18 protein-coding genes are annotated in these 19023 nt (G+C 42.6%); 14 read left to right on the top strand and 4 right to left on the bottom strand.

Annotated features, from left to right (window positions below; all coding sequences use genetic code 11):
• Positions 1–144 precede the first annotated feature (144 nt).
• The 6 genes from ADG03_RS01480 (at position 145) to ADG03_RS01455 (ending at position 6011) form a co-directional block, all read left to right on the top strand.
• The gene (locus ADG03_RS01480; protein ID WP_049471727.1) at positions 145–747 is read left to right on the top strand and encodes a hypothetical protein; all 603 of its coding nucleotides are present in this window, start codon (positions 145–147) and stop codon (positions 745–747) included.
• Between the two features lie 21 nt (positions 748–768).
• A complete protein-coding gene (locus ADG03_RS01475; RefSeq protein WP_049471726.1) occupies positions 769–1404 on the top strand; it encodes a copper homeostasis protein CutC in 636 nt (211 codons plus the stop codon).
• Positions 1405–1507: 103 nt separating this feature from the next.
• Positions 1508–2173 carry an MmcQ/YjbR family DNA-binding protein gene (locus ADG03_RS01470; RefSeq protein WP_049471725.1) on the top strand — a complete coding sequence of 222 codons (666 nt, stop codon included), beginning with the start codon at positions 1508–1510 and terminating at the stop codon, positions 2171–2173.
• Between the two features lies 1 nt (position 2174).
• Complete coding sequence (locus ADG03_RS01465; RefSeq protein WP_049471724.1) at positions 2175–3929, top strand: ABC transporter ATP-binding protein; 1755 nt, start codon at positions 2175–2177, stop codon at positions 3927–3929.
• Positions 3916–5670, top strand: a complete 1755-nt coding sequence (locus tag ADG03_RS01460) for an ABC transporter ATP-binding protein (RefSeq protein ID WP_023918294.1) — start codon at positions 3916–3918, stop codon at positions 5668–5670. Before ADG03_RS01465 ends, ADG03_RS01460 begins: the two co-directional genes overlap by 14 nt.
• A 92-nt stretch (positions 5671–5762) precedes the next feature.
• On the top strand, positions 5763–6011 hold the full coding sequence (locus tag ADG03_RS01455; protein WP_023918292.1) for a hypothetical protein: 249 nt from the start codon (positions 5763–5765) through the stop codon (positions 6009–6011).
• 18 nt (positions 6012–6029) lie between these two features.
• Here the strand turns inward: ADG03_RS01455 and ADG03_RS01450 are convergent, their stop codons facing one another.
• From ADG03_RS01450 to ADG03_RS01440, 3 genes are all read right to left on the bottom strand, one after another.
• Positions 6030–7334, bottom strand: a complete 1305-nt coding sequence (locus ADG03_RS01450) for an aminotransferase-like domain-containing protein (RefSeq protein ID WP_037599328.1) — start codon at positions 7332–7334, stop codon at positions 6030–6032.
• 63 nt (positions 7335–7397) lie between these two features.
• Positions 7398–8045 carry a PAQR family membrane homeostasis protein TrhA gene (trhA, locus tag ADG03_RS01445; RefSeq protein WP_003011253.1) on the bottom strand — a complete coding sequence of 216 codons (648 nt, stop codon included), beginning with the start codon at positions 8043–8045 and terminating at the stop codon, positions 7398–7400.
• Entirely contained in the window at positions 8020–8520 is a 501-nt protein-coding gene (locus ADG03_RS01440) for a DUF1836 domain-containing protein (RefSeq protein ID WP_013903686.1), read from the bottom strand. Before ADG03_RS01440 ends, trhA begins: the two co-directional genes overlap by 26 nt.
• Before the next feature lie 66 nt (positions 8521–8586).
• On the opposite strand from ADG03_RS01440, the gene yaaA reads away from it, so the two are divergent.
• Entirely contained in the window at positions 8587–9312 is a 726-nt protein-coding gene (gene yaaA, locus ADG03_RS01435; RefSeq protein ID WP_045759528.1) for a peroxide stress protein YaaA, read from the top strand.
• Between the two features lie 118 nt (positions 9313–9430).
• Here the strand turns inward: yaaA and ADG03_RS01430 are convergent, their stop codons facing one another.
• The gene (locus tag ADG03_RS01430) at positions 9431–9877 is read right to left on the bottom strand and encodes a MarR family winged helix-turn-helix transcriptional regulator (protein WP_003001765.1); all 447 of its coding nucleotides are present in this window, start codon (positions 9875–9877) and stop codon (positions 9431–9433) included.
• Between the two features lie 357 nt (positions 9878–10234).
• Here ADG03_RS01430 and ADG03_RS01425 point away from each other — a divergent pair, with 357 nt between their 5' ends.
• The 7 genes from ADG03_RS01425 (at position 10235) to ADG03_RS01395 (ending at position 18918) form a co-directional block, all read left to right on the top strand.
• On the top strand, positions 10235–10582 hold the full coding sequence (locus ADG03_RS01425) for a cell wall elongation regulator TseB-like domain-containing protein (RefSeq protein ID WP_230514274.1): 348 nt from the start codon (positions 10235–10237) through the stop codon (positions 10580–10582).
• A 16-nt stretch (positions 10583–10598) separates the two neighbouring features.
• Positions 10599–11777: a pyridoxal phosphate-dependent aminotransferase gene (locus tag ADG03_RS01420; protein WP_049471723.1), complete on the top strand. Its 1179-nt coding sequence runs from the start codon at positions 10599–10601 to the stop codon at positions 11775–11777.
• A gap of 148 nt (positions 11778–11925) precedes the next feature.
• On the top strand, positions 11926–13272 hold the full coding sequence (gene asnS, locus ADG03_RS01415) for an asparagine--tRNA ligase (protein WP_049471722.1): 1347 nt from the start codon (positions 11926–11928) through the stop codon (positions 13270–13272).
• Positions 13273–13340: 68 nt separating this feature from the next.
• Entirely contained in the window at positions 13341–14057 is a 717-nt protein-coding gene (locus ADG03_RS01410) for a DUF1003 domain-containing protein (RefSeq protein WP_049471721.1), read from the top strand.
• A gap of 78 nt (positions 14058–14135) precedes the next feature.
• Positions 14136–15335: an MFS transporter gene (locus ADG03_RS01405; RefSeq protein ID WP_049471720.1), complete on the top strand. Its 1200-nt coding sequence runs from the start codon at positions 14136–14138 to the stop codon at positions 15333–15335.
• 116 nt (positions 15336–15451) lie between these two features.
• Positions 15452–17179: an ABC transporter ATP-binding protein gene (locus tag ADG03_RS01400; RefSeq protein WP_049471719.1), complete on the top strand. Its 1728-nt coding sequence runs from the start codon at positions 15452–15454 to the stop codon at positions 17177–17179.
• Entirely contained in the window at positions 17176–18918 is a 1743-nt protein-coding gene (locus ADG03_RS01395; RefSeq protein WP_049471718.1) for an ABC transporter ATP-binding protein, read from the top strand. Before ADG03_RS01400 ends, ADG03_RS01395 begins: the two co-directional genes overlap by 4 nt.
• Positions 18919–19023 lie beyond the last annotated feature (105 nt).

The following is a 19023-nucleotide window of genomic DNA, read 5'->3' as shown; positions in this document are numbered from 1 at the left end:
AGGTGGGACGACGAAATCGAATTCTAACGAATTACCGATTTCTGTCCCACGCTCTCTTTTGCTTTCTAAAGGCCCCTCTTAGTCGCAATTTCTTTAGAATTAAGGTACAATAAGAATACAACTTTACACGTATTGGAGGAGCAGATGTTTAAGTGGATGAGACGCCTGATTGGCATGGTGATCGTTTTATTTATTTTATTAGTGGTCCTGTTGGTTCCTGGATCTATTCCTGAAGGGGAGCAGCTGAGAAATGTGCAGGCAGGGAGTTCTTTGATTGAGCTGGCTCAAAATGCAGTTTCAAATGCTTCTGTGAGCACTGAAGGGGTCTCAACTGAGCTAAGTCTCAATTCTGTACAATTAAGTCAGGTCGTAAAAACAAGTGCTGGATCCGCCCTTGACAATTCTGACTATCAAAAGATGTCACTAGGAATGGATGGCAATGACCTTCACGTCAAAGTTCCTGTATCATTAGGGCCAGTCGATAGCTATCTAGATTTAACCATGACCGGTCAAGTCGAAAACAATGTCATGAATTTGACTGTGACCGGTGCTAAATTAGGGAAAATGCCCATTCCAAAATTCTTGGTTCTCAACTATTTGAAGGATCAATCCAATCAAAATGGAAGTGGCTTCACGGTTAATGGTGATCAAATCACCCTTGAGATCCCTCAAGCAGGTTATACTATCTCAAAAGCGAGAGTGGAAAATGGCAATGCTAAGGTAACCGTTAGTATATCCTTGTTTTAAGTCTTTGTAATTGGAGTTGTCATGCTTGTCTTTGAATTTTGTGCAGAGAATTTAACTTTTATTGATAAGGCGATTGCTGCTGGGGCAGGTCGCATTGAACTGTGTGACAACCTGGCAGTAGGCGGGACCACACCGAGTATAGGTGTGATCAATGAAGCAATCAAACGGACAAGAGAGAAGTCCGTGGATCTATGTGTGATCATTCGGCCCCGTGGTGGAGATTTTGTCTACACTGATCCAGAAGTCGAAGCTATGCTGACGGATATTCGTGCTGCGAAAGAAATAGGGATTACTTGTTTTGTGCTGGGTGCGCTGACGAGTGATCGAAAGTTGGACAAGAGGGTCATGCAGCTTTTACTTGCAGCCTGTGGAGAGGCAGAGGTGGTCTTTCATATGGCCTTTGATGAGTTAGCTCATACAGATCAGCTAGAAGCGATTGAGTGGCTTTCTGATCAGGGTGTAGCCCGCATTTTAACACGAGCTGGAAGTCCAGGTGACCCACTAGAGCAACGTTTTGCACACTATCATCGTTTATTAGATGCGGCTAAGGGAAAGATTCAGATCCTACCAGGTGGAGGTGTGACCCTTGACAATCGTCAGCTCTTTTTGGAGCAATTGGGTGTTTGTCAACTGCATGGCACGCGCATCGTGTTTTAAAAAAGAAACGCTCACTGCCTGAAGTAGTTTTGAAGATCCGTTATCAAGGTTGGAGACGTTGTTTCCAGCCTCTTCTAGTGCAAAAATGAATAAGGGAGAGAAAATGTTTTTAGAGCATTATTTTGACCGATACACCTTTCAGCCAGAAAAGGGATTGGTTTATGGATTTGAAAAGAGAGGGGCAGGCTATGAGTACCAGTGTCCCGTCTTATCGGACTCTTTTCTCTTAAAGGTCCGTGTCTGCGACCAGAAGATATCTTTTCAGGTCTATGATCAGGATACAGGGGACGAGTATATCCAGATCCATCAGGAACAGCTACAAGGAAATTTCGTTGGCCAAGTCAGAGAAGCTTGTCAGGAAAGTCTTGCAAGGATTCGCCAAGCTTGTTTTGAGGTAGAGAAATTTCTCTATCCTCAAGCCAAGCGTCTCATGGCCTATATCTCTCTGTACTATCAGGGAACGATTGAGTATTTGTGGGAGAGATCTCCAGAATCTGGTGCCATTCGCCACCGAGACACCCTCAAGTGGTATGGTGTCTTTATGACCATTGATTGGAAAAAACTAGATGCTGGCAAGTCTGGGAAAATAGAAGTTTTGAATGTTAAGTCTGATCAAGTAGCCCGTTTCATCCAGCAGAAGGGGATTTATCCAGCTTTTCATATGAATAAAAAATATTGGGTGAGTATCCCCTTAGATGGAACAATTGCTGATGAGGAGTTGTTTGCTCTAGTGGATAGTAGTTGGCAACTCACAAAAAAGGGGAAATAAGATGAATCTGTTGAGGAAATTATCTTGGTTTTTTAATTTAGAGAAGAAGCGATACTTGATCGGGATAGGGGCCTTGATCTTGGTTAGCTTTTTAAATCTCATTCCTCCAAGAATCATGGGCCTTGTGATCGATTTGATCGATAAAAGAAAGCTGACACTGGGGCAGTTAGTTATGGATATTGCCCTTTTGGTCCTCGCAGCTCTAGCCATGTATGGCCTTCGTTTTGTTTGGAGACGCTATATTTTTGGGACGGCCAATAAGTTGGCTCGGATCTTGCGTTACCGTTTGTTTAAGCAATTTACGCTCATGTCTCCGTCTTTTTATCAGAGTTATCGGACAGGGGATCTCATGGCCCATGCCACCAATGATATCAATGCGGTGACTATGTTTGCTGGTGGCGGGGTTATGTCTGCAGTGGATGCTTCTGTGACCGCCTTGGTGACCCTAGTTAGCATGTTTTTCATGATTGATTGGCGCTTAACCCTCTTAGCTATTTTGCCTCTACCGGTTATGGTGGTAGTGACTTCAACTATTGGCCGTAAAAACCACAAAGCCTTCAAAGAGGCCCAAGAAGGATTCTCAGAGCTGAACAACTTTGTCCAGGAATCAGTATCAGGAGTCAAAGTGACCAAATCCTTTGGCTTTCAGGCAGATGAGATTCAGGCTTTTGAAAAAACCAATCAGATGGTCTTTTCAAAAAATATGACTTCAGCCGGTTACAATGCTTTGTTTGATCCGACTACTCTTCTTTTTGTCGGTCTCTCCTATGTTTTGACGCTCTACTTCGGGGGGCTATTTGTTCAGGAAGGAAGCCTGACGGTTGGACAAATCGTAACCTTTATTATCTATCTCAATATGCTCGTCTGGCCCCTCCAAGCCATGGGCTTCCTGTTTAATATTAGTCAGCGAGCTAGTGTCTCCTATGATCGGATTGAGACACTTTTAGCAGAAATACCGGATATTCAAGATTCAAGTCATCCAGTCAGAGAAATCCAAAATGGAGATTTGGAATATGACATTGAAGAATTCGCCTATGAGAAAGAGCCTGTCCTTGAGAAGGTTGCCTTTCATTTAGAAAAAGGGCAAACCCTTGGAATTGTAGGACCAACTGGATCTGGAAAGACTACCTTGTTGCGTCTCTTGCTTAGAGAGCATGACTTGGAGCAGGGAGATATTTTGCTCAATGGAATCTCCATCAAACATTATCGCTTAGAGGATCTTCGAAGCTTGATCGGCTATGTCCCTCAGGATCAGATCCTTTTTGCCATGACCATTCGTGAGAATGTAGCTTTTTCAGATCCACAGATCGAGGAAGAAGAGGTAATGAAGGCTCTGAGAACTTGTGGAGTCTATGAGGATATTCTGGTCATGCCAGACCAGATGGAGACAGTGTTAGGAGAGAGAGGGGTCTCTCTTTCTGGCGGGCAAAAGCAAAGAATTGCCATGAGTCGAGCATTGGTCATGAATCCTGAGATCTTGATTCTGGATGATTCCCTGTCTGCAGTAGATGCTAAAACGGAGCACCAAATCATTGAAAATATGAAGCTAGAACGCAAGGGGAAAACAACGATCATTACAGCCCACCGCCTATCAGCGATCGTTCATGCGGATTTGATTCTAGTAATGGAGAATGGACAGATCAAGGAGCGAGGAAATCACGAGGAATTAATGGCTCAAAAAGGTTGGTACTATGAAACCTACCAAGCCCAACAATTATCAGAAGAAATGGAGGGAAAGCTGAATGAAAACATCTGAAGCTCATGTGATGAAGCGGCTCTTGACTTACATGTGGCGTTATAAATGGCTAACAGCCCTAGCCTTAGCCTTTACCTTTCTAACTAGTCTGTTATTGACGGCGATCCCACTTGCAGCTCGCTGGTATATTGACCACCTAGTGGATCCAACAGAAGCAGGCTCACCAGTTTTGACAGCTTTTCAGTTTTTGATTCTCTACTATGGGTTATTCATTGGGCGCGTGCTGGCAACTTATCTGAGTCAGTTAACCTTTGCGCGTGTATCCAATTCTATCGTAAGAGACATTCGTCTAGATATTTTCCAAAATCTTCAAAGGCTGGGTATGTCCTTTTATGACCAGACAGCAGCAGGTTCGATTGTTTCGCGCGTGACCAATGATACCCAGGCAGTCGCAGACATGTTTTCTACGGTCTTTTCAAGCCTGGTTTCATCCTTTCTACTCTTTCTAGTCACTCTTGTAACCATGTTTAGCTTGGACTGGCATTTGACTATTTGGATCCTGCCTTTTCTTCCCATTATTTGGTTTTCCATTCGTCTCTATCGCAAGTTATCCAATCGCTTGGTCAAGATGACACGACAAAAATTATCAGATATCAATGTGAAATTATCGGAATCCATTGAAGGAATGCGGATCGTACAGGCCTTTCGTCAAGAAAAGCGCTTGACGGATGAATTCGAACAGATAAATGGGGAACATTTAGACTATGCCAACCGATCTGTGGATGTCAATTCCCTCTTTTTGAGGCCAGCTATGACCCTGTTACAGGTTCTGGCTTATGCGGTTATTCTAACCTTTTTCGGCCTAAATTGGCAGTCCTCTGGCTTTACAGCAGGTCTTATCTATGCCTTTATCCAGTATGTTAGCCAGCTTTTCCAGCCCTTGATTGATGTTACGCAGAACTTTGCAACCTTGCAGACCTCAACCATTTCTGCAGGGCGTGTCTTTGAAATGATGGATCGAGATGACTACGAGCCAAAGCAAGCTGGTAGCCTGAAAGAAATCGAGCGGGGAGATATTCGCTTTGACCATGTATCTTTTTCTTATGATGGCAAACGGGATGTCCTAAAAGATATCTCCTTTGAGGTTAAAAACGGACAAACCATCGCTTTTGTTGGTCATACTGGTTCTGGTAAATCCTCTATTATCAATCTCTTCATGCGCTTTTATGAATTTGATCGTGGCCAGATCTTGATTGATGGACAGGATATCAAGAACTACAGCCAGGAAGCCTTGCGCAAGTCCATCGGTTTAGTGTTGCAAGAACCCTTCCTCTATCATGGAACCATTGCTTCTAATATCCGAATGTATCATGAAGAACTGACAGATGAGGAAATCCGACAAGCAGCTGCATTTGTGGATGTAGCAGACTTTATTGAGAGTCTACCCGGTGGCTATGATCATCCGGTAACAGAGCGGGGTTCTACCTTATCGACTGGTCAGCGTCAGCTTCTGGCTTTTGCTCGGACCATTGCTGCCCAGCCTAAGATCCTCATTTTGGATGAGGCCACTGCCAATATCGACCAAGAGACGGAAGAGATGATCCAAAATTCTCTGAAGAAGATGCGCCAAGGGCGGACGACTATTGCCATTGCCCATCGCCTTTCTACCATCCAAGATGCCGATTGCATCTATGTTCTCGATAAAGGAAAAATCATCGAATCGGGCAATCACGATCAACTCATTGCTCTAGGAGGAACGTATAAGAAAATGTATGACCTCCAGGCTGGTATGATGAAATAAGGATAAACAAGGTCTAAATGCAAATTTAACCTTGTTTTTCTTTCTTGAAAGCTGTAAAATAAAGAAAAGAACAGAAAAAGGGAGCATAAACCATGTCAAACGATCTGATCATGATGGGAGTTGTGATTGTCTTATTTGGACTTTATTTCACCCTTCAAGTTGAGCTCAATAAAGTCAGAAATCAATTCACTCACTATCTTCTTAAACCAGGTAGTATTTCTAAGGAACAAAAAGAGAAGTACCTCAAAGAACCAGAGATGGAAGCGATTCGCCTGATTCGCCTCGATTATCGGATCGGCCTTCAAAATGCTAAACTGATCTATGAGCAATTAAAGAAATAAGAAAAACCCTCGTATAGTCTATACGAGGGTTTCTCTTTCAAAAAAAGGCGTAAGCTTTGGTAAAACATTGGTCACATCTGCCGATTTGATCTTGGCGAGTTGATAAGGACAAGAAGTGATGTAGGCTGCTTCAAAGAAATCAAGCGGGAGTCCACTGTGTTTTAAGGCAGCAAGGGATTGAACTTGGCTGAGTCCTAGAAGGATCCCATCGTGGGTCAGGGTCAGATGGGGAAGAAGAGGAGACTGGGCCATCAAGGTCTTTAGACTGGCTTCTACCTCTCTTTTTCTGGCTAGGAGTCGCTTTTTATTGGTCAGATACATACCGTTATCAATGTAGAGACTCAAGGCCTTTTGCATGATGAGATTGCTATCATAGTCCAGAATCGTCTTATAGGTTAAGACCGGCTTTAGAAGGGCTTGGGGAAGGATCATGGAAGTGATGCGAAGAGCAGAAAAGAGATTGGTCGAAAAAGATTTGATATAGATGACACGGTTCTTTTGATCCAAATAATGAAAAGAAGGAGCATTGCTGCCATCAAGATCTCCAAGATAGTCGTCCTCAACAAGGTAAACATCATATTGGTCAGCTAGTTGCAAGATCGCTTCTTTCTGCTTGGTCGAATAGCTATGACCGAGCGGATAGTGAAAACGAGGGATCGTGTAGAAGAATTTGATATGGCCACTTTTGAAAATCTCTTCAAGTTCCTCGAGATCAATTCCCATTAAATTTCGTTGAATGGTACGGTAGGCAAGTTGCTGCGAATCTAAGAGTTGGTTCATCCGATGATAAGTCGGTTGCTCGATCAAGATCTGAGACTTTTTATTGGGAAAGTCAATCTGGCTGAGGATATTGAGCGCCTGCTGGGTACCAGCAGTCAAAACAATCTGATCCGCAGTCGTATAAATACCTTCTTCCTTCAATAAGTCTTGGATCGATTGGCGTACCTCTAGTAATCCTGCTTGGTCCGAAAAGTTATTGAAGAGATAATTCTCCCGTCCAATCAAGGTTTCATTGATACAGGTTCGGAAGTCCTCGAAAGCCTGGTTGCGGTCTTTCTCTAATTTTAGTGGAAGATCCTCATGTCGATCAGGTTCTTGCTCCAAAACATAGTAGCCACTCTGAGGCTTAGCATAGAGGAAGTGCTGGTAAGTCAAGTCCAGCAAGGCCCGTTGCACCGTGTCCTTACTACAAGAAAATTGACTAGCTAACTGGCGAACAGAAGGAATTTTTTGTCCAGTTTCCAGTTCTCCATCTTGAATAGCTTCTTTTAAGAAATCGATAATTTGTTGGTATTTGCTCGTCTTCATTCCGACTGTCCCCATACAGTTTTTTTCTATTGTACAGAAAAAATCAAAAAAAAACCACTCATAAGAGTGGTGAGCATATTACATAAAATATACAATCGCTAAATACTGAAGAGCAGAAGCCGCCAGGATGAAGAGGTGCCAAATCATGTGGAAGTATGGTTTTTTCTTAGCATAAAAGCCAGCTCCAACCGTGTAGCACAGGCCGCCCATGAGCATGAGACCCCAGAAGATCGGATTGGTTTGGCTAACGATTTGGGGAATAATAAAGATGACCAACCAGCCCATGATCAAGTAAAGAGCGAGACTGAACTTTTCATTGACTTTTTTGGCAAAGATCTTGTAGAGAATACCAAAGATGGTAGTGCCCCATTGGATCAAGATAATGCTGTAGCCCATCCAGTTGTTCATCAAGGTAAGGACGACTGGTGTGTAACTACCTGCGATCGCAATGTAGATCATTGAATGGTCGATAATGCGAAGCACATACTTTTGAGGTGAATCGTAAGACATGGCATGGTAGACGGTCGAAGAAAGAAACATCAAAAAGAGACTGATCACAAAGATAGAAGTCCCAAAAGCACTGAGCAGACCGTGTTGCTCAAAGCTATAGACTGCTGAGATCGGAAGCAAGATCAACATGAGGAGGGCGCCAACAGCATGGGTTACGCTATTAGCGATCTCTTCTCCAAAGGATAATTTTTTACTTAGTTTCATGGTGTAATTCATCAGTTTCTTCCTCCGTTTTTACTGGTTGAATATAAGATAGGGTTTCAAGATAAAGTTGAACCGTCTGACAGGCAGAGCGAATGATGGGAGCGATCGGCTCTTTTTGCTCATTGAGATAAGCGACAAAGCTATTATAGAGAAGATCTGAACTCGCCTGGTCCTGCAAGAAATTTAAGGTAGAAGCGATCTCCTGAATAGAAAAGACCGTTTTTAAGGTTGTAATAGCGATTAAGCGAGCCACCTGTCTACGCTGGTATTTCTTCTTATCTGGTTTTTCGACATAGCCATGTTTTACGTAATTGTTGATCATGGCAGCCGTCAAGCCCTTGTCTGAAGAAGAGAGAACAGGTGCACAGGTTTTATTGACATAAAGTAGGACCTGATCGAGATAGAGGTCTAGCTCAGGCAGTTGCTCCCACGTTGGATAGGAAAAAGTGGACACTAAATCTTCACCTTTCTTTAATCTAGTTTTCATAACTAGATAATAACATTAATAAAAACTCCTGTCAAGAAAATTTGAAAATTATGGTACAATAGAACTATGAAACTATTAATTCCATCCGCTAAAGAACTGAACGAACAGGCTCGTATCGTCGAGCCCCAACCCTTGTCAGAGAACACAAAAACCATCCTCCAAGCTTTGAAGGCATTCTCGCTAGAAGAATTAGCGACCTTTTACGGGATCTCAGAAGAAAGAGCCCTAGTAGAAAAGGAAAGAATTGAAGCTCTGTTAGCTGGGAGTGCTAAAACCTATCCTGCTTTGGAACTGTTTGATGGCCTTATGTACCGTAGTATCGAGCGTCAAGACTTATCTGAAAAAGAGCAGGCTTATCTTCAGGAACATTTGTTGATCACGACTGCTTTATACGGTGTGCTACCTGCCTATGAAGGGATTGCGCCCCATCGCTTGGATTTTATGATGAAGCTAAAACCAGCTGGAAAATCTCTAAAGGCATTCTGGAAAGAGGACTATGATCAGGCAGTAGAAGGTGAGGAGCAGATCTTATCCCTTTTGTCTTCTGAGTTTGAACAGGTCTTTTCAAAAGCCATTCGTGAGCGAATGATTCGGATCAAATTTATGGAGAATCGTGGTGGGACACTAAAGATTCACTCAACGATTTCAAAGAAAGCACGTGGGGCTATGGTGACAGCCATGATGAAGGAAGAAATCACCCATCTAGAAGATCTGAAATCACTAGAAGTAGCAGGTTTTTCTTATCGTGAGGATTTATCGCAAGAGAAAGAATGGATCTTTGTGAAAGAATAAATAAAAATATTCCTGAGAAGCGTCAGGAATATTTTTTTGATCTGTTAGATAAAGAGAATGCACGATGAAAACTCCAAAATAGAGGATTTTGGAGTCAGAATCGTCTTGAGCAGTAGGCTTAGGCGATATGTTTGAATTTCTTCAAGAGTTCTGTCAACTCAGCTTGCTCGCCACTATTAAAGACTTGCATCAAGCGTTGAATATTTTTGATATGATCTGGAAGAGCTTCTTCGATCTTTTTACGACCGGCATCTGTAATAGATACAAGATAAGCACGGCGGTCTTCTGGATCGGTTTCGCGTGTAATCCAACCATCGCGGACCATATTGCGAATAACCACAGTCATATTTCCAGAGGTCGCAAGAATGCTATCAATCAGATCTTGAATGCGGAGATCGCCCTTGCTGTACAAGGTCTCAAGAACAGAGAATTGAGTTGGTGTCAACTGGTGCTTTTTAAAGATATGAGCCTCAGACGCACGGATCAATCGTTCTGCCTTGTGGAAGACGATCATGGTTTTTAAATCTACGTTTGCTTCTTTGAATAATCTCTTTAAATTTTCCATATCTATATTTTATCAATAAATAGTGTTTCTGTCGTTTAATTTTATTTTCAAATTAGTTACAAAATTGTGACAAATTTATTGAACTATGAACATAAAATATACAAGGTGTTAATTTTAGTTTGTTTATCAAACAATTTTATACTAAAACATTGTAATAGGTATGAAATATTAGTAACAATTCTTTCTTGAAAATCTATAGAATTCTAGGTGGCTTTGGTGTATAATGGGGGAGTGAAACAGAAAAATAATCTTTTTATAATATGGCAACATATAATAGGAATCTGTATCTTAGTGTTGACGGTCCTTTTTTCTTGGCTATTTCTTGCTGAAAAAACTTCTGATCGCTTGCAGGATCAAATGGCACAAGCAAGAAAAATAGCTCTGTCTCACTCTTCGATTGCGACCATTGAGACGGAGAGTTTCTTTCATGGCAGAGAAGCCTATCTTTCCTTTATTGGCAAGGACCAAGAGGGGCAAGATCTAGCGGTTTTGGTGGCGCAGGCGGATGAAGCAGTCTATACCTACCCTTTGAAAGAAGGAGTTAGCTCCAAAGAGGCAGCTTCCGTCGTCAAAGAGAAGAGTCAGGACGCGATTGATCGTGTCACTTTTGGACGCTTTAAAGGCAAACCGATCTGGGAAGTTAAGGCTGGGAGCTCTTATTATGTGGTGGATTTCAAGACTGGAAAAGTCACCGGTGTTTTTTAAGATTTGAGGAGGAAATATGAAATTATCAAATCGTGTATTGGAAATGGAAGAAAGTGTGACCTTGGCTGCAAATGCGCGTGCCAAAGCTTTGGCAGCAGAAGGTCGTGATATCTTAAGTTTGACCCTGGGTCAACCTGACTTTGCGACTCCAAAAAATATTCAAGAAGCAGCAGTCGCATCGATCGAGGATGGTCGCGCTAGCTTTTATACGGTAGCATCTGGACTTCCAGAATTGAAGGATGCCATTAGCGACTATATGAAAGAGTTTTATGGCTATGCAGTGAATCGAAATGAGGTTGTGGTCGGTACTGGTGCTAAGTTTATCATCTATGCCTTCTTTACTTCTGTCATCAATCCAGGTGATGAAGTCATCATTCCAACCCCTTGCTGGGTTTCTTATGTAGACCAGGTGAAGATGGTAGAAGGCACACCTGTTACTTTCCAAACAACAGAAGAAAATCACTTCAAGGCAACGGTAGAGCAATTGGAAGCAGCACGGACAGACAAGACCAAGGTTGTCTTGCTGAATTCGCCATCCAATCCAACAGGAATGATCTACAGTAAAGAAGAACTCGAAGCAATCGGAAACTGGGCTGTCGAGCATGATATCTTGATTTTGGCAGACGATATCTATGGGCGATTAGTCTACAATGGCAATACCTTTACGCCCATTTCTAGCTTATCAGAAGCGATTCGCAAGCAAACCATCGTGATTAACGGAGTTTCTAAAACCTATGCTATGACTGGTTGGCGGGTTGGTTTTGCTGTAGGAGATTCTGAGATTATCGGAGCTATGGCCAAGGTGATCAGCCAAACAACTTCCAACTTAACAACCGTTTCCCAATATGCCGCAATCGAAGCCCTCAAAGGAGACCAATCTTCTATTGAGATCATGCGTCAAGCTTTTGAGGAACGCTTGAATACTATTTATCCTTTGTTGAATGAAGTACCTGGTTTTGAAGCCATCAAACCTCAAGGAGCCTTCTATCTCTTCCCAAATGTCAAGAAGGCCATGGAGATGAAGGGCTATACGGATGTGACGGAATTTACCACAGCAATTTTAGAAGAAGCAGAGGTTGCTTTAGTAACGGGAGCTGGCTTTGGTGCCCCTGAAAATGTTCGCTTGTCTTATGCGACAGATTTGGATACCCTGAAAGAAGCTGTTCGCCGACTCAAGGCCTTTATGGAAAAATAAAATTACAAGATCCTTAGTAATGAGCTGAGGATCTTTTTCTTTAAAAAAAATCTGGTTTTCACAGGTAGAGCCTAGCACTGAAAGCCTTTTTATGATACAATTAAGAAGATAATGTCTTCGGACAAGTTTAACGAGAAAAGGAAGATGAATGATGACAAAACGGATTACTATCATCGAAGTAAAAGACTATGTTGGTCAAGAAGTGACCATCGGTGCTTGGGTGGCCAACAAATCAGGTAAAGGAAAAATTGCTTTCTTGCAATTGCGTGACGGGACTGCCTTTTTCCAAGGTGTGGCTTTTAAACCAAACTTTATCGAAAAATTCGGCGAAGAAGTGGGGCTTGAAAAATTTGACACCATCAAACGCTTGAGCCAAGAAACCTCAGTGTTTGTGACTGGTATTGTCAAAGAAGACGAGCGTTCTAAATTTGGTTACGAATTGGATATTACAGACATCGAAGTGATCGGTGAATCTCAAGATTACCCAATCACTCCTAAAGAACACGGGACAGACTTCTTGATGGACAACCGCCACTTGTGGTTGCGTTCACGTAAGCAAGTAGCCGTGATGCAAATTCGTAATGCTATCATCTATGCAACTTATGAGTTCTTTGATAAGAATGGCTTCATGAAGTTTGATAGTCCAATTCTTTCAGGAAATGCTGCAGAAGATTCTACAGAACTTTTCGAAACAGACTACTTCGGAACACCAGCCTACTTGAGTCAATCCGGTCAGCTTTATCTGGAAGCTGGTGCTATGGCCCTTGGTCGCGTCTTTGACTTTGGACCAGTATTCCGTGCTGAAAAATCTAAGACTCGCCGTCACTTGACTGAGTTCTGGATGATGGACGCTGAGTACTCTTACTTGACACACGATGAATCACTTGACTTGCAAGAAGCTTATGTCAAAGCTCTTCTACAAGGTGTTTTGGACCGTGCTCCTCAAGCCTTGGAAACATTGGAGCGTGATACGGAGCTCTTGAAACGCTACATTGCAGAGCCATTCAAACGGATCACTTATGATGAAGCGATTGATCTCTTGCAAGAGCATGAAAACGATGAAGATGCGGATTACGAGCATTTGGAACATGGTGATGACTTCGGTTCACCACATGAGACTTGGATTTCAAACCACTTTGGTGTGCCAACATTTGTCATGAACTACCCAGCAGCTATCAAGGCCTTCTACATGAAACCAGTTCCTGGAAATCCAGAGCGCGTGCTTTGTGCAGACTTGCTTGCTCCTGAAGGCTATGGAGAAATCATCGGTGGCTCTATGCGTGAGGAAGACTACGATGCCCTTGTTGCAAAAATGGATGAACTTGGCATGGATCGTACAGAGTATGAATTCTACCTTGACCTTCGTAAATACGGTACAGTTCCACACGGTGGATTTGGTATTGGGATTGAACGGATGGTTACCTTCGCGGTTGGTACTAAACACATCCGTGAAGCTATTCCATTCCCACGTATGTTGCATCGTATCAAACCTTAATAGACGTAAAAACGCCATTAGGCGTTTTTCACTTTTATCTGCTTCAAAAAACTATGAAAGGAATTTCAATGCTGAAAATAGACATCATTGATGGGAAAGAATACGAGGATGGTCAGGGGTCTTTGATCGCAGATCTAGACCATTCCATTCAACAGATGCTCAAGACTTCCTATCCTGAAAGTCAAATGGATGATTTTATCACGTATAAAAATTTGAGCCAATATTGTATGGATTATCTTGGACAGATTATTGAGCGTGCCAATGATAAAAACGAAGCCATTAAACAGCAGGTGACAGGTGTCATGCCTGAAAGCGAGCGTCCCTTTAACGTTGAAGACCGCTTGACAGCCAGCTATACCTTCGGTCAGCGGGTGGCTGATTCTGTTGCGCGCTTTGGTGGTTCATGGACTTTTATCATTAGTTTTATCCTGATGATGGCTATTTGGATGCTGATCAATGTCCTGCATCCTTTTGGCTGGAATTTTGATCCTTATCCTTTCATCTTGCTCAATCTAGCACTTTCTACGATTGCGGCGATTCAAGCTCCTTTGATCATGATGAGTCAAAACAGGGCAGCAGATTATGATCGCCTGCAAGCGCGAAATGACTTTAACGTTAATATGGAGTCGGAACGAGAAATTCGCTTGCTTCATACGAAGATTGATCATATGGTGCAACAAGACCAGACGGATTTACTGGAAATTCAAAAGTTGCAAACCGAATTGTTGGTGTCCTTGTCTAATCAAGTGGCCCAGCTGCGTCAAGAAATGAATCAAGAAAAATGAAGGAGGTGGAGAAAATGTAGGCAAATCTAAGTAAGTCTTTTAGAAACACTTATATAATCTATTGAAAGAGGAAAAACAATGTTTAAAAGAACTTACAAACGCAATATTTCACTCCTAGCAGGTTTGGAATTTACATCTTATTTTGGAATCACCAGTTTTTGGATTCTCTTTTTTATTCAAAATGGTCTTTCTTTGCTTCAGATTGGTTTATTAGAGAGTATCTTTCATGGGACGAGTCTCTTGTGTGAGATCCCATCTGGTATGTTAGCCGATCGCTTTAGCTACAAGACCAATCTCTATTTGGCTCGCTTGTCCAGTATTGGATCTTCTATCTTGATTTTATTTGGTCAGGGGAACTTTTGGATCTATGCGATTGCTATGATGGTCAATGCTTGGTCTTATAATTTTGACTCGGGGACTAGTACAGCTTTCTTATTTGATTCAGCGGTAGAAGCAGGTCAAAAAGACCGTTATCTTCAGATTTCTAGCTTCTTGTCTGGTGTGGCCGAAGTCACCCGAACGTTAGGTACAGTCGTGGCAGGCTTCTTTATTCACGGAGCATTGGCTTGGACCTACTATATTTCCATTGGCCTTTCCTTGCTTTCCATACTCTTGATTTTTCTCATGAAGGAGCCAGAGAGCAAGAGTGATGAACGAAGTCACTTGACCTTAAAGCGGATATTGGAGGTAGTGAAACAAGAATGGCAGGACAAACCAGTCTTGTTTTACTGGATGCTCACCTATCAGTTGGTAGGGACCATCATGTGTATGTTTTATTTTTACTACCAACAGAAAATTAGTGACTTAGCCAGTTGGCAAGTTTCGCTTATCATGTTAATTGGTAGTGGATTCAATCTCCTGGCGGTTTATCTGGCCAGTCAAATCGGGAAAAAATGGAATAGTAATCAAGTCTTTCCGATTCTGGTTGCACTGACTGGGTTGGCCTTGTTTTTGGTAGGTGTAAAGACTCCATTCGCCTATCTGTGTGTCTATCTCTTGACCAATGCTCTTTATGCCGTTTACCAACCCATCTACTACAATGATTTACAAGCATATCTGCCATCCAGTGTGCGAGCAACCATGCTGAGTATCAATTCGATGATGTTTAGTCTATCTATGATTGTCATTTTCCCACTGACTGGTTGGTTCATTGATAGCTGTGGCTTTGTAGCAGTCTTTCTTGTATTAGGCCTTATAACACTATTTTCTTTCCCACTACTAATGATTGGATTGGGGAAAATGGGTAAGACCTTAAGCAAGGTAACAAAGAAGGAATAAGATTTCTGACCTTCATCTGGTCAGTATTCAACTCTCTCTGCTCTGTAGGGGGAGTTTTTTCATCTTAAGAATTTGTGGTAAAATATGTATATCCATTAAAAAAAGAATCGAGTCGTATGAAATCATTATTGAAGTATTTTAAGGGCTATCTATGGGAAACGTTTCTAGGGCCCGTGTTTAAACTTTTAGAAGCTATTTTTGAATTGTGTGTCCCCTTAATCATCGCCCACTTAGTCGATCAGGTCATTCCGAAAAAGGAAACGAGCGCAGTGGTGATGACGGTTGGTGTTTTGTTTTTATTTGCGAGCTTTGGTGTTGTCGTAGCTATTACGGCCCAGTATTTTTCTTCTAAGGCAGCTGTCGGTTTTACCCGCGAGATGACCAAGGATTTGTATGAGAAGATCTTATCACTTCCAAAGGACAAGCGCGATAGGATCGGTACTTCTAGTTTGGTAACTCGTCTCACTTCTGATACCTATCAAATCCAGGTTGGGATCAACCAATTCTTGCGCCTCTTTTTGAGGGCACCGATTATTGTCTTTGGTTCTATCATCATGGCTTTCACCATCAGTCCTAAACTAACCCTTTGGTTCTTGGGGATGGTGGCGATTTTAACCCTGATTATTGTGATCATGTCACGGATTGTCAATCCGCTCTTTGCTAAGATTCGGAAAATCACAGACCGGATGGTTACGGTGACGCGTCAGCAATTTCAAGGGATGCGGGTGATTCGAGCCTTTGGACAGCAAGTGAGTGAATTGGACGAATTTAAAGAAGTCAATCAGGACTACAAGATCTGGCAAATTCGTGCTGGTATCTGGTCTAGTTTGGTGAGTCCCTTGACCTTCCTTGTGGTCAATACGACCTTGGTTTGTGTCATTTGGCAAGGACAATTGAATATCTCTGCTGGTCTTCTAACCCAAGGGATGTTGGTCGCTTTGGTCAATTATTTATTACAAATTTTAACAGAATTGATCAAACTCGCTATGCTGGTCACGTCCTTAAATGTCAGCTATATTTCAGCCAAGCGTGTCCAAGAGATTTTTGATTTGAAGGAAGAAGACCTCTTAGAAGCTTTGCCAGTAGAAACTGCAAGAGAGCAAGAAGCGATCAGCGTAGAGAAAGTTTCTTTCACTTATCCAACGGCTTCAAGCCCAGCTCTAGAAAATATTTCATTTGATCTGGATCATGGACAGATGTTGGGAATTATCGGTGGTACAGGATCAGGGAAATCCACCCTGGTTCAGTTATTGAGTCATTTGTATACCGTGAGTCAGGGGAAATTAGCCCTCTATCATCAAGGTCACTCTCCTAAAACTCTCAAGGAGTGGCGGGAGTGGGTAGCTGTTGTCCCACAGAAGGCAGAGCTCTTTAGAGGAACCATCCGCTCGAATCTCTTACTTGGAATGGAAGAAAATCTATCGGATGAAGATTTGTGGTGGGCCCTAGAAACGGCTCAGGCGGCTGATTTTGTCCGTGAAAAAGAAGGACAACTCGATGAGCAAGTGGAAGCCTTTGGTCGAAATTTCTCAGGTGGGCAACGTCAGCGTTTGACCATTGCGCGTGCCCTTTTGAAGAAGGCTCCTTTCTTGATTTTGGATGATTCAACCTCCGCCTTGGATTATTTGACGGAAGCTCGTCTCTTAAAATCGATTAAAGAAGAATTGAGTGATACAAGTTTGATCTTAGTATCTCAACGAACCAATAGTCTCAAGTCTGCTGATCAGATTTTAGTCTTGAACAAGGGACATCAAGTAGGACTGGGAAATCATGATTTCCTTTTGTCTACCAATGAGATTTATCAAGAAATTCATTATTCACAACACGGGAGGGAGGAAGCATGAGTCAAAAACGTTCTAGTTATGTAAAACGTCTGTTTAGAGATTTTGCTCACCATCCCGGGCTCCTGATTCTAGCTAGTCTCGGAACCATCGCTCAAGTGGCCTTAACAGTCTGGTTACCGATCCTGATTGGACATGCGGTTGACTTGGTCATTAATCCTCAAGGGATGAAAGTCTTATGGCCCGTTTTGATCCAAATGGTTCTGGTCATTGTGGCCAATACCTTGATCCAATGGATCAATCCCTTGTTATACAATCAATTGGTCTATCGTTTTAGCCAAAGCCTAAGAGCAGAAGTGATGGAAAAAGTACACCGATTGCCCTTGTCTTATCTAGATAAACAAGGGAGCGGAGACTTCGTCAGTCGCCTCACGACCGATGTAGAGCAACTCAATAGTGGTCTTCTGATGGTCTTTAACCAGTTCTTTGTTGGCCTCTTAACCATTCTTGTCACTATCGTGACCATGGCGGAATTGGATTTCTTTATGATGGTGGCGGTTCTGGTCTTGACCCCTTTATCCCTGGTGATTGCTCGTTTTATTGCCAAGCGTTCTTATACGCTTTTCCAAAAGCAGACCAAGGCGCGTGGTCTTCAAACTCAGTTGATTGAAGAGTCTTTGACCCAGGAAAGTTTGATCCAGTCCTTTAACGCTCAGGATCAATTCCGTAAGGCTTTTAAGGGGACGAATGAAAGCTATGCCAACTATTCCCAATCCGCTGTCTTTTATTCTTCAACTGTCAACCCTGCCACTCGCTTTGTGAATGCCTTGATTTATGCAGTAGTGGCTGGATTTGGTGCTGTACGCATTATTTCGGGATCTCACTTTACTGTTGGTCAATTGGTGACCTTCCTCAATTATGTCAACCAATACACCAAGCCTTTTAATGATATCTCTTCTGTCTTGTCAGAACTCCAAAGTGCCCTTGCCTGTGCAGAGCGCTTGTATAGCGTCTTGGATCAAGCTGAGGTCGAAGAGACAGGCCATCAGATTCTGGAAAGTCAGGATGTCAAAGGTGCGATTGGTTTTGAGCACGTCACATTTGGCTATGATTTGGGGCGGACTTTGATCAAAGATTTAACCATTCAGGTTCCAGCTGCCAGTAAGGTTGCCATTGTAGGACCTACAGGAGCAGGAAAGTCGACCTTGATTAATCTGCTCATGCGTTTCTACCCTGTTAATTCTGGAGAGATCACGATTGATGGGGTGCCAATTTCGGACTACACCCGTGCTTCTTACCGCCAACAGTTTGGTATGGTTTTGCAAGAAACCTGGCTCAAGGTCGGGACGATTCATGAAAATATCGCCTTTTCTCGTCCAGATGCAACTAGAGAAGAAGTCATAGAAGCAGCCAAAGCAGCCAATGCAGATTTCTTCATTCGGCAGTTGCCACAAGGGTACGATACGTATCTTTCAGATGCTGGAGAGTCTTTGTCTCAAGGTCAACGCCAACTCTTAACGATTGCGCGGGTTTTCCTTTCAGTTCCTAAGATTTTAATCTTGGATGAGGCGACATCCTCCATCGATACTCGGACGGAGGTCTTGATTCAAGATGCCTTTAATCAGCTCATGAAGGGACGGACCAGCTTTATCATTGCTCACCGCTTGTCGACTATTCAAAATGCTGATATGATCCTTGTCATGGTGGATGGCGATATTGTTGAGCATGGCACTCATGAAGAGCTAATGCAAGCGCAAGGTGTTTACTACAAGATGCAGACAGCTCAGCAACAGATTAGTTAAAATGAAAAGCATTTTCAGTTTTGAAAATGCTTAGATTGAAGATAAAGACATATTCAAAACTTTCCTTAGGTGAGTACGGACGTCAGCGAACTTCTACGAAGTTCC

Origin of the sequence: Streptococcus parasanguinis (genome assembly GCF_001069785.1) — a bacterium.
Classification (GTDB): domain Bacteria; phylum Bacillota; class Bacilli; order Lactobacillales; family Streptococcaceae; genus Streptococcus; species Streptococcus parasanguinis_T.
The sequence above is the reverse complement of the archived record's forward strand: the minus strand, read 5'-3'. Positions and strand labels throughout refer to the sequence as shown.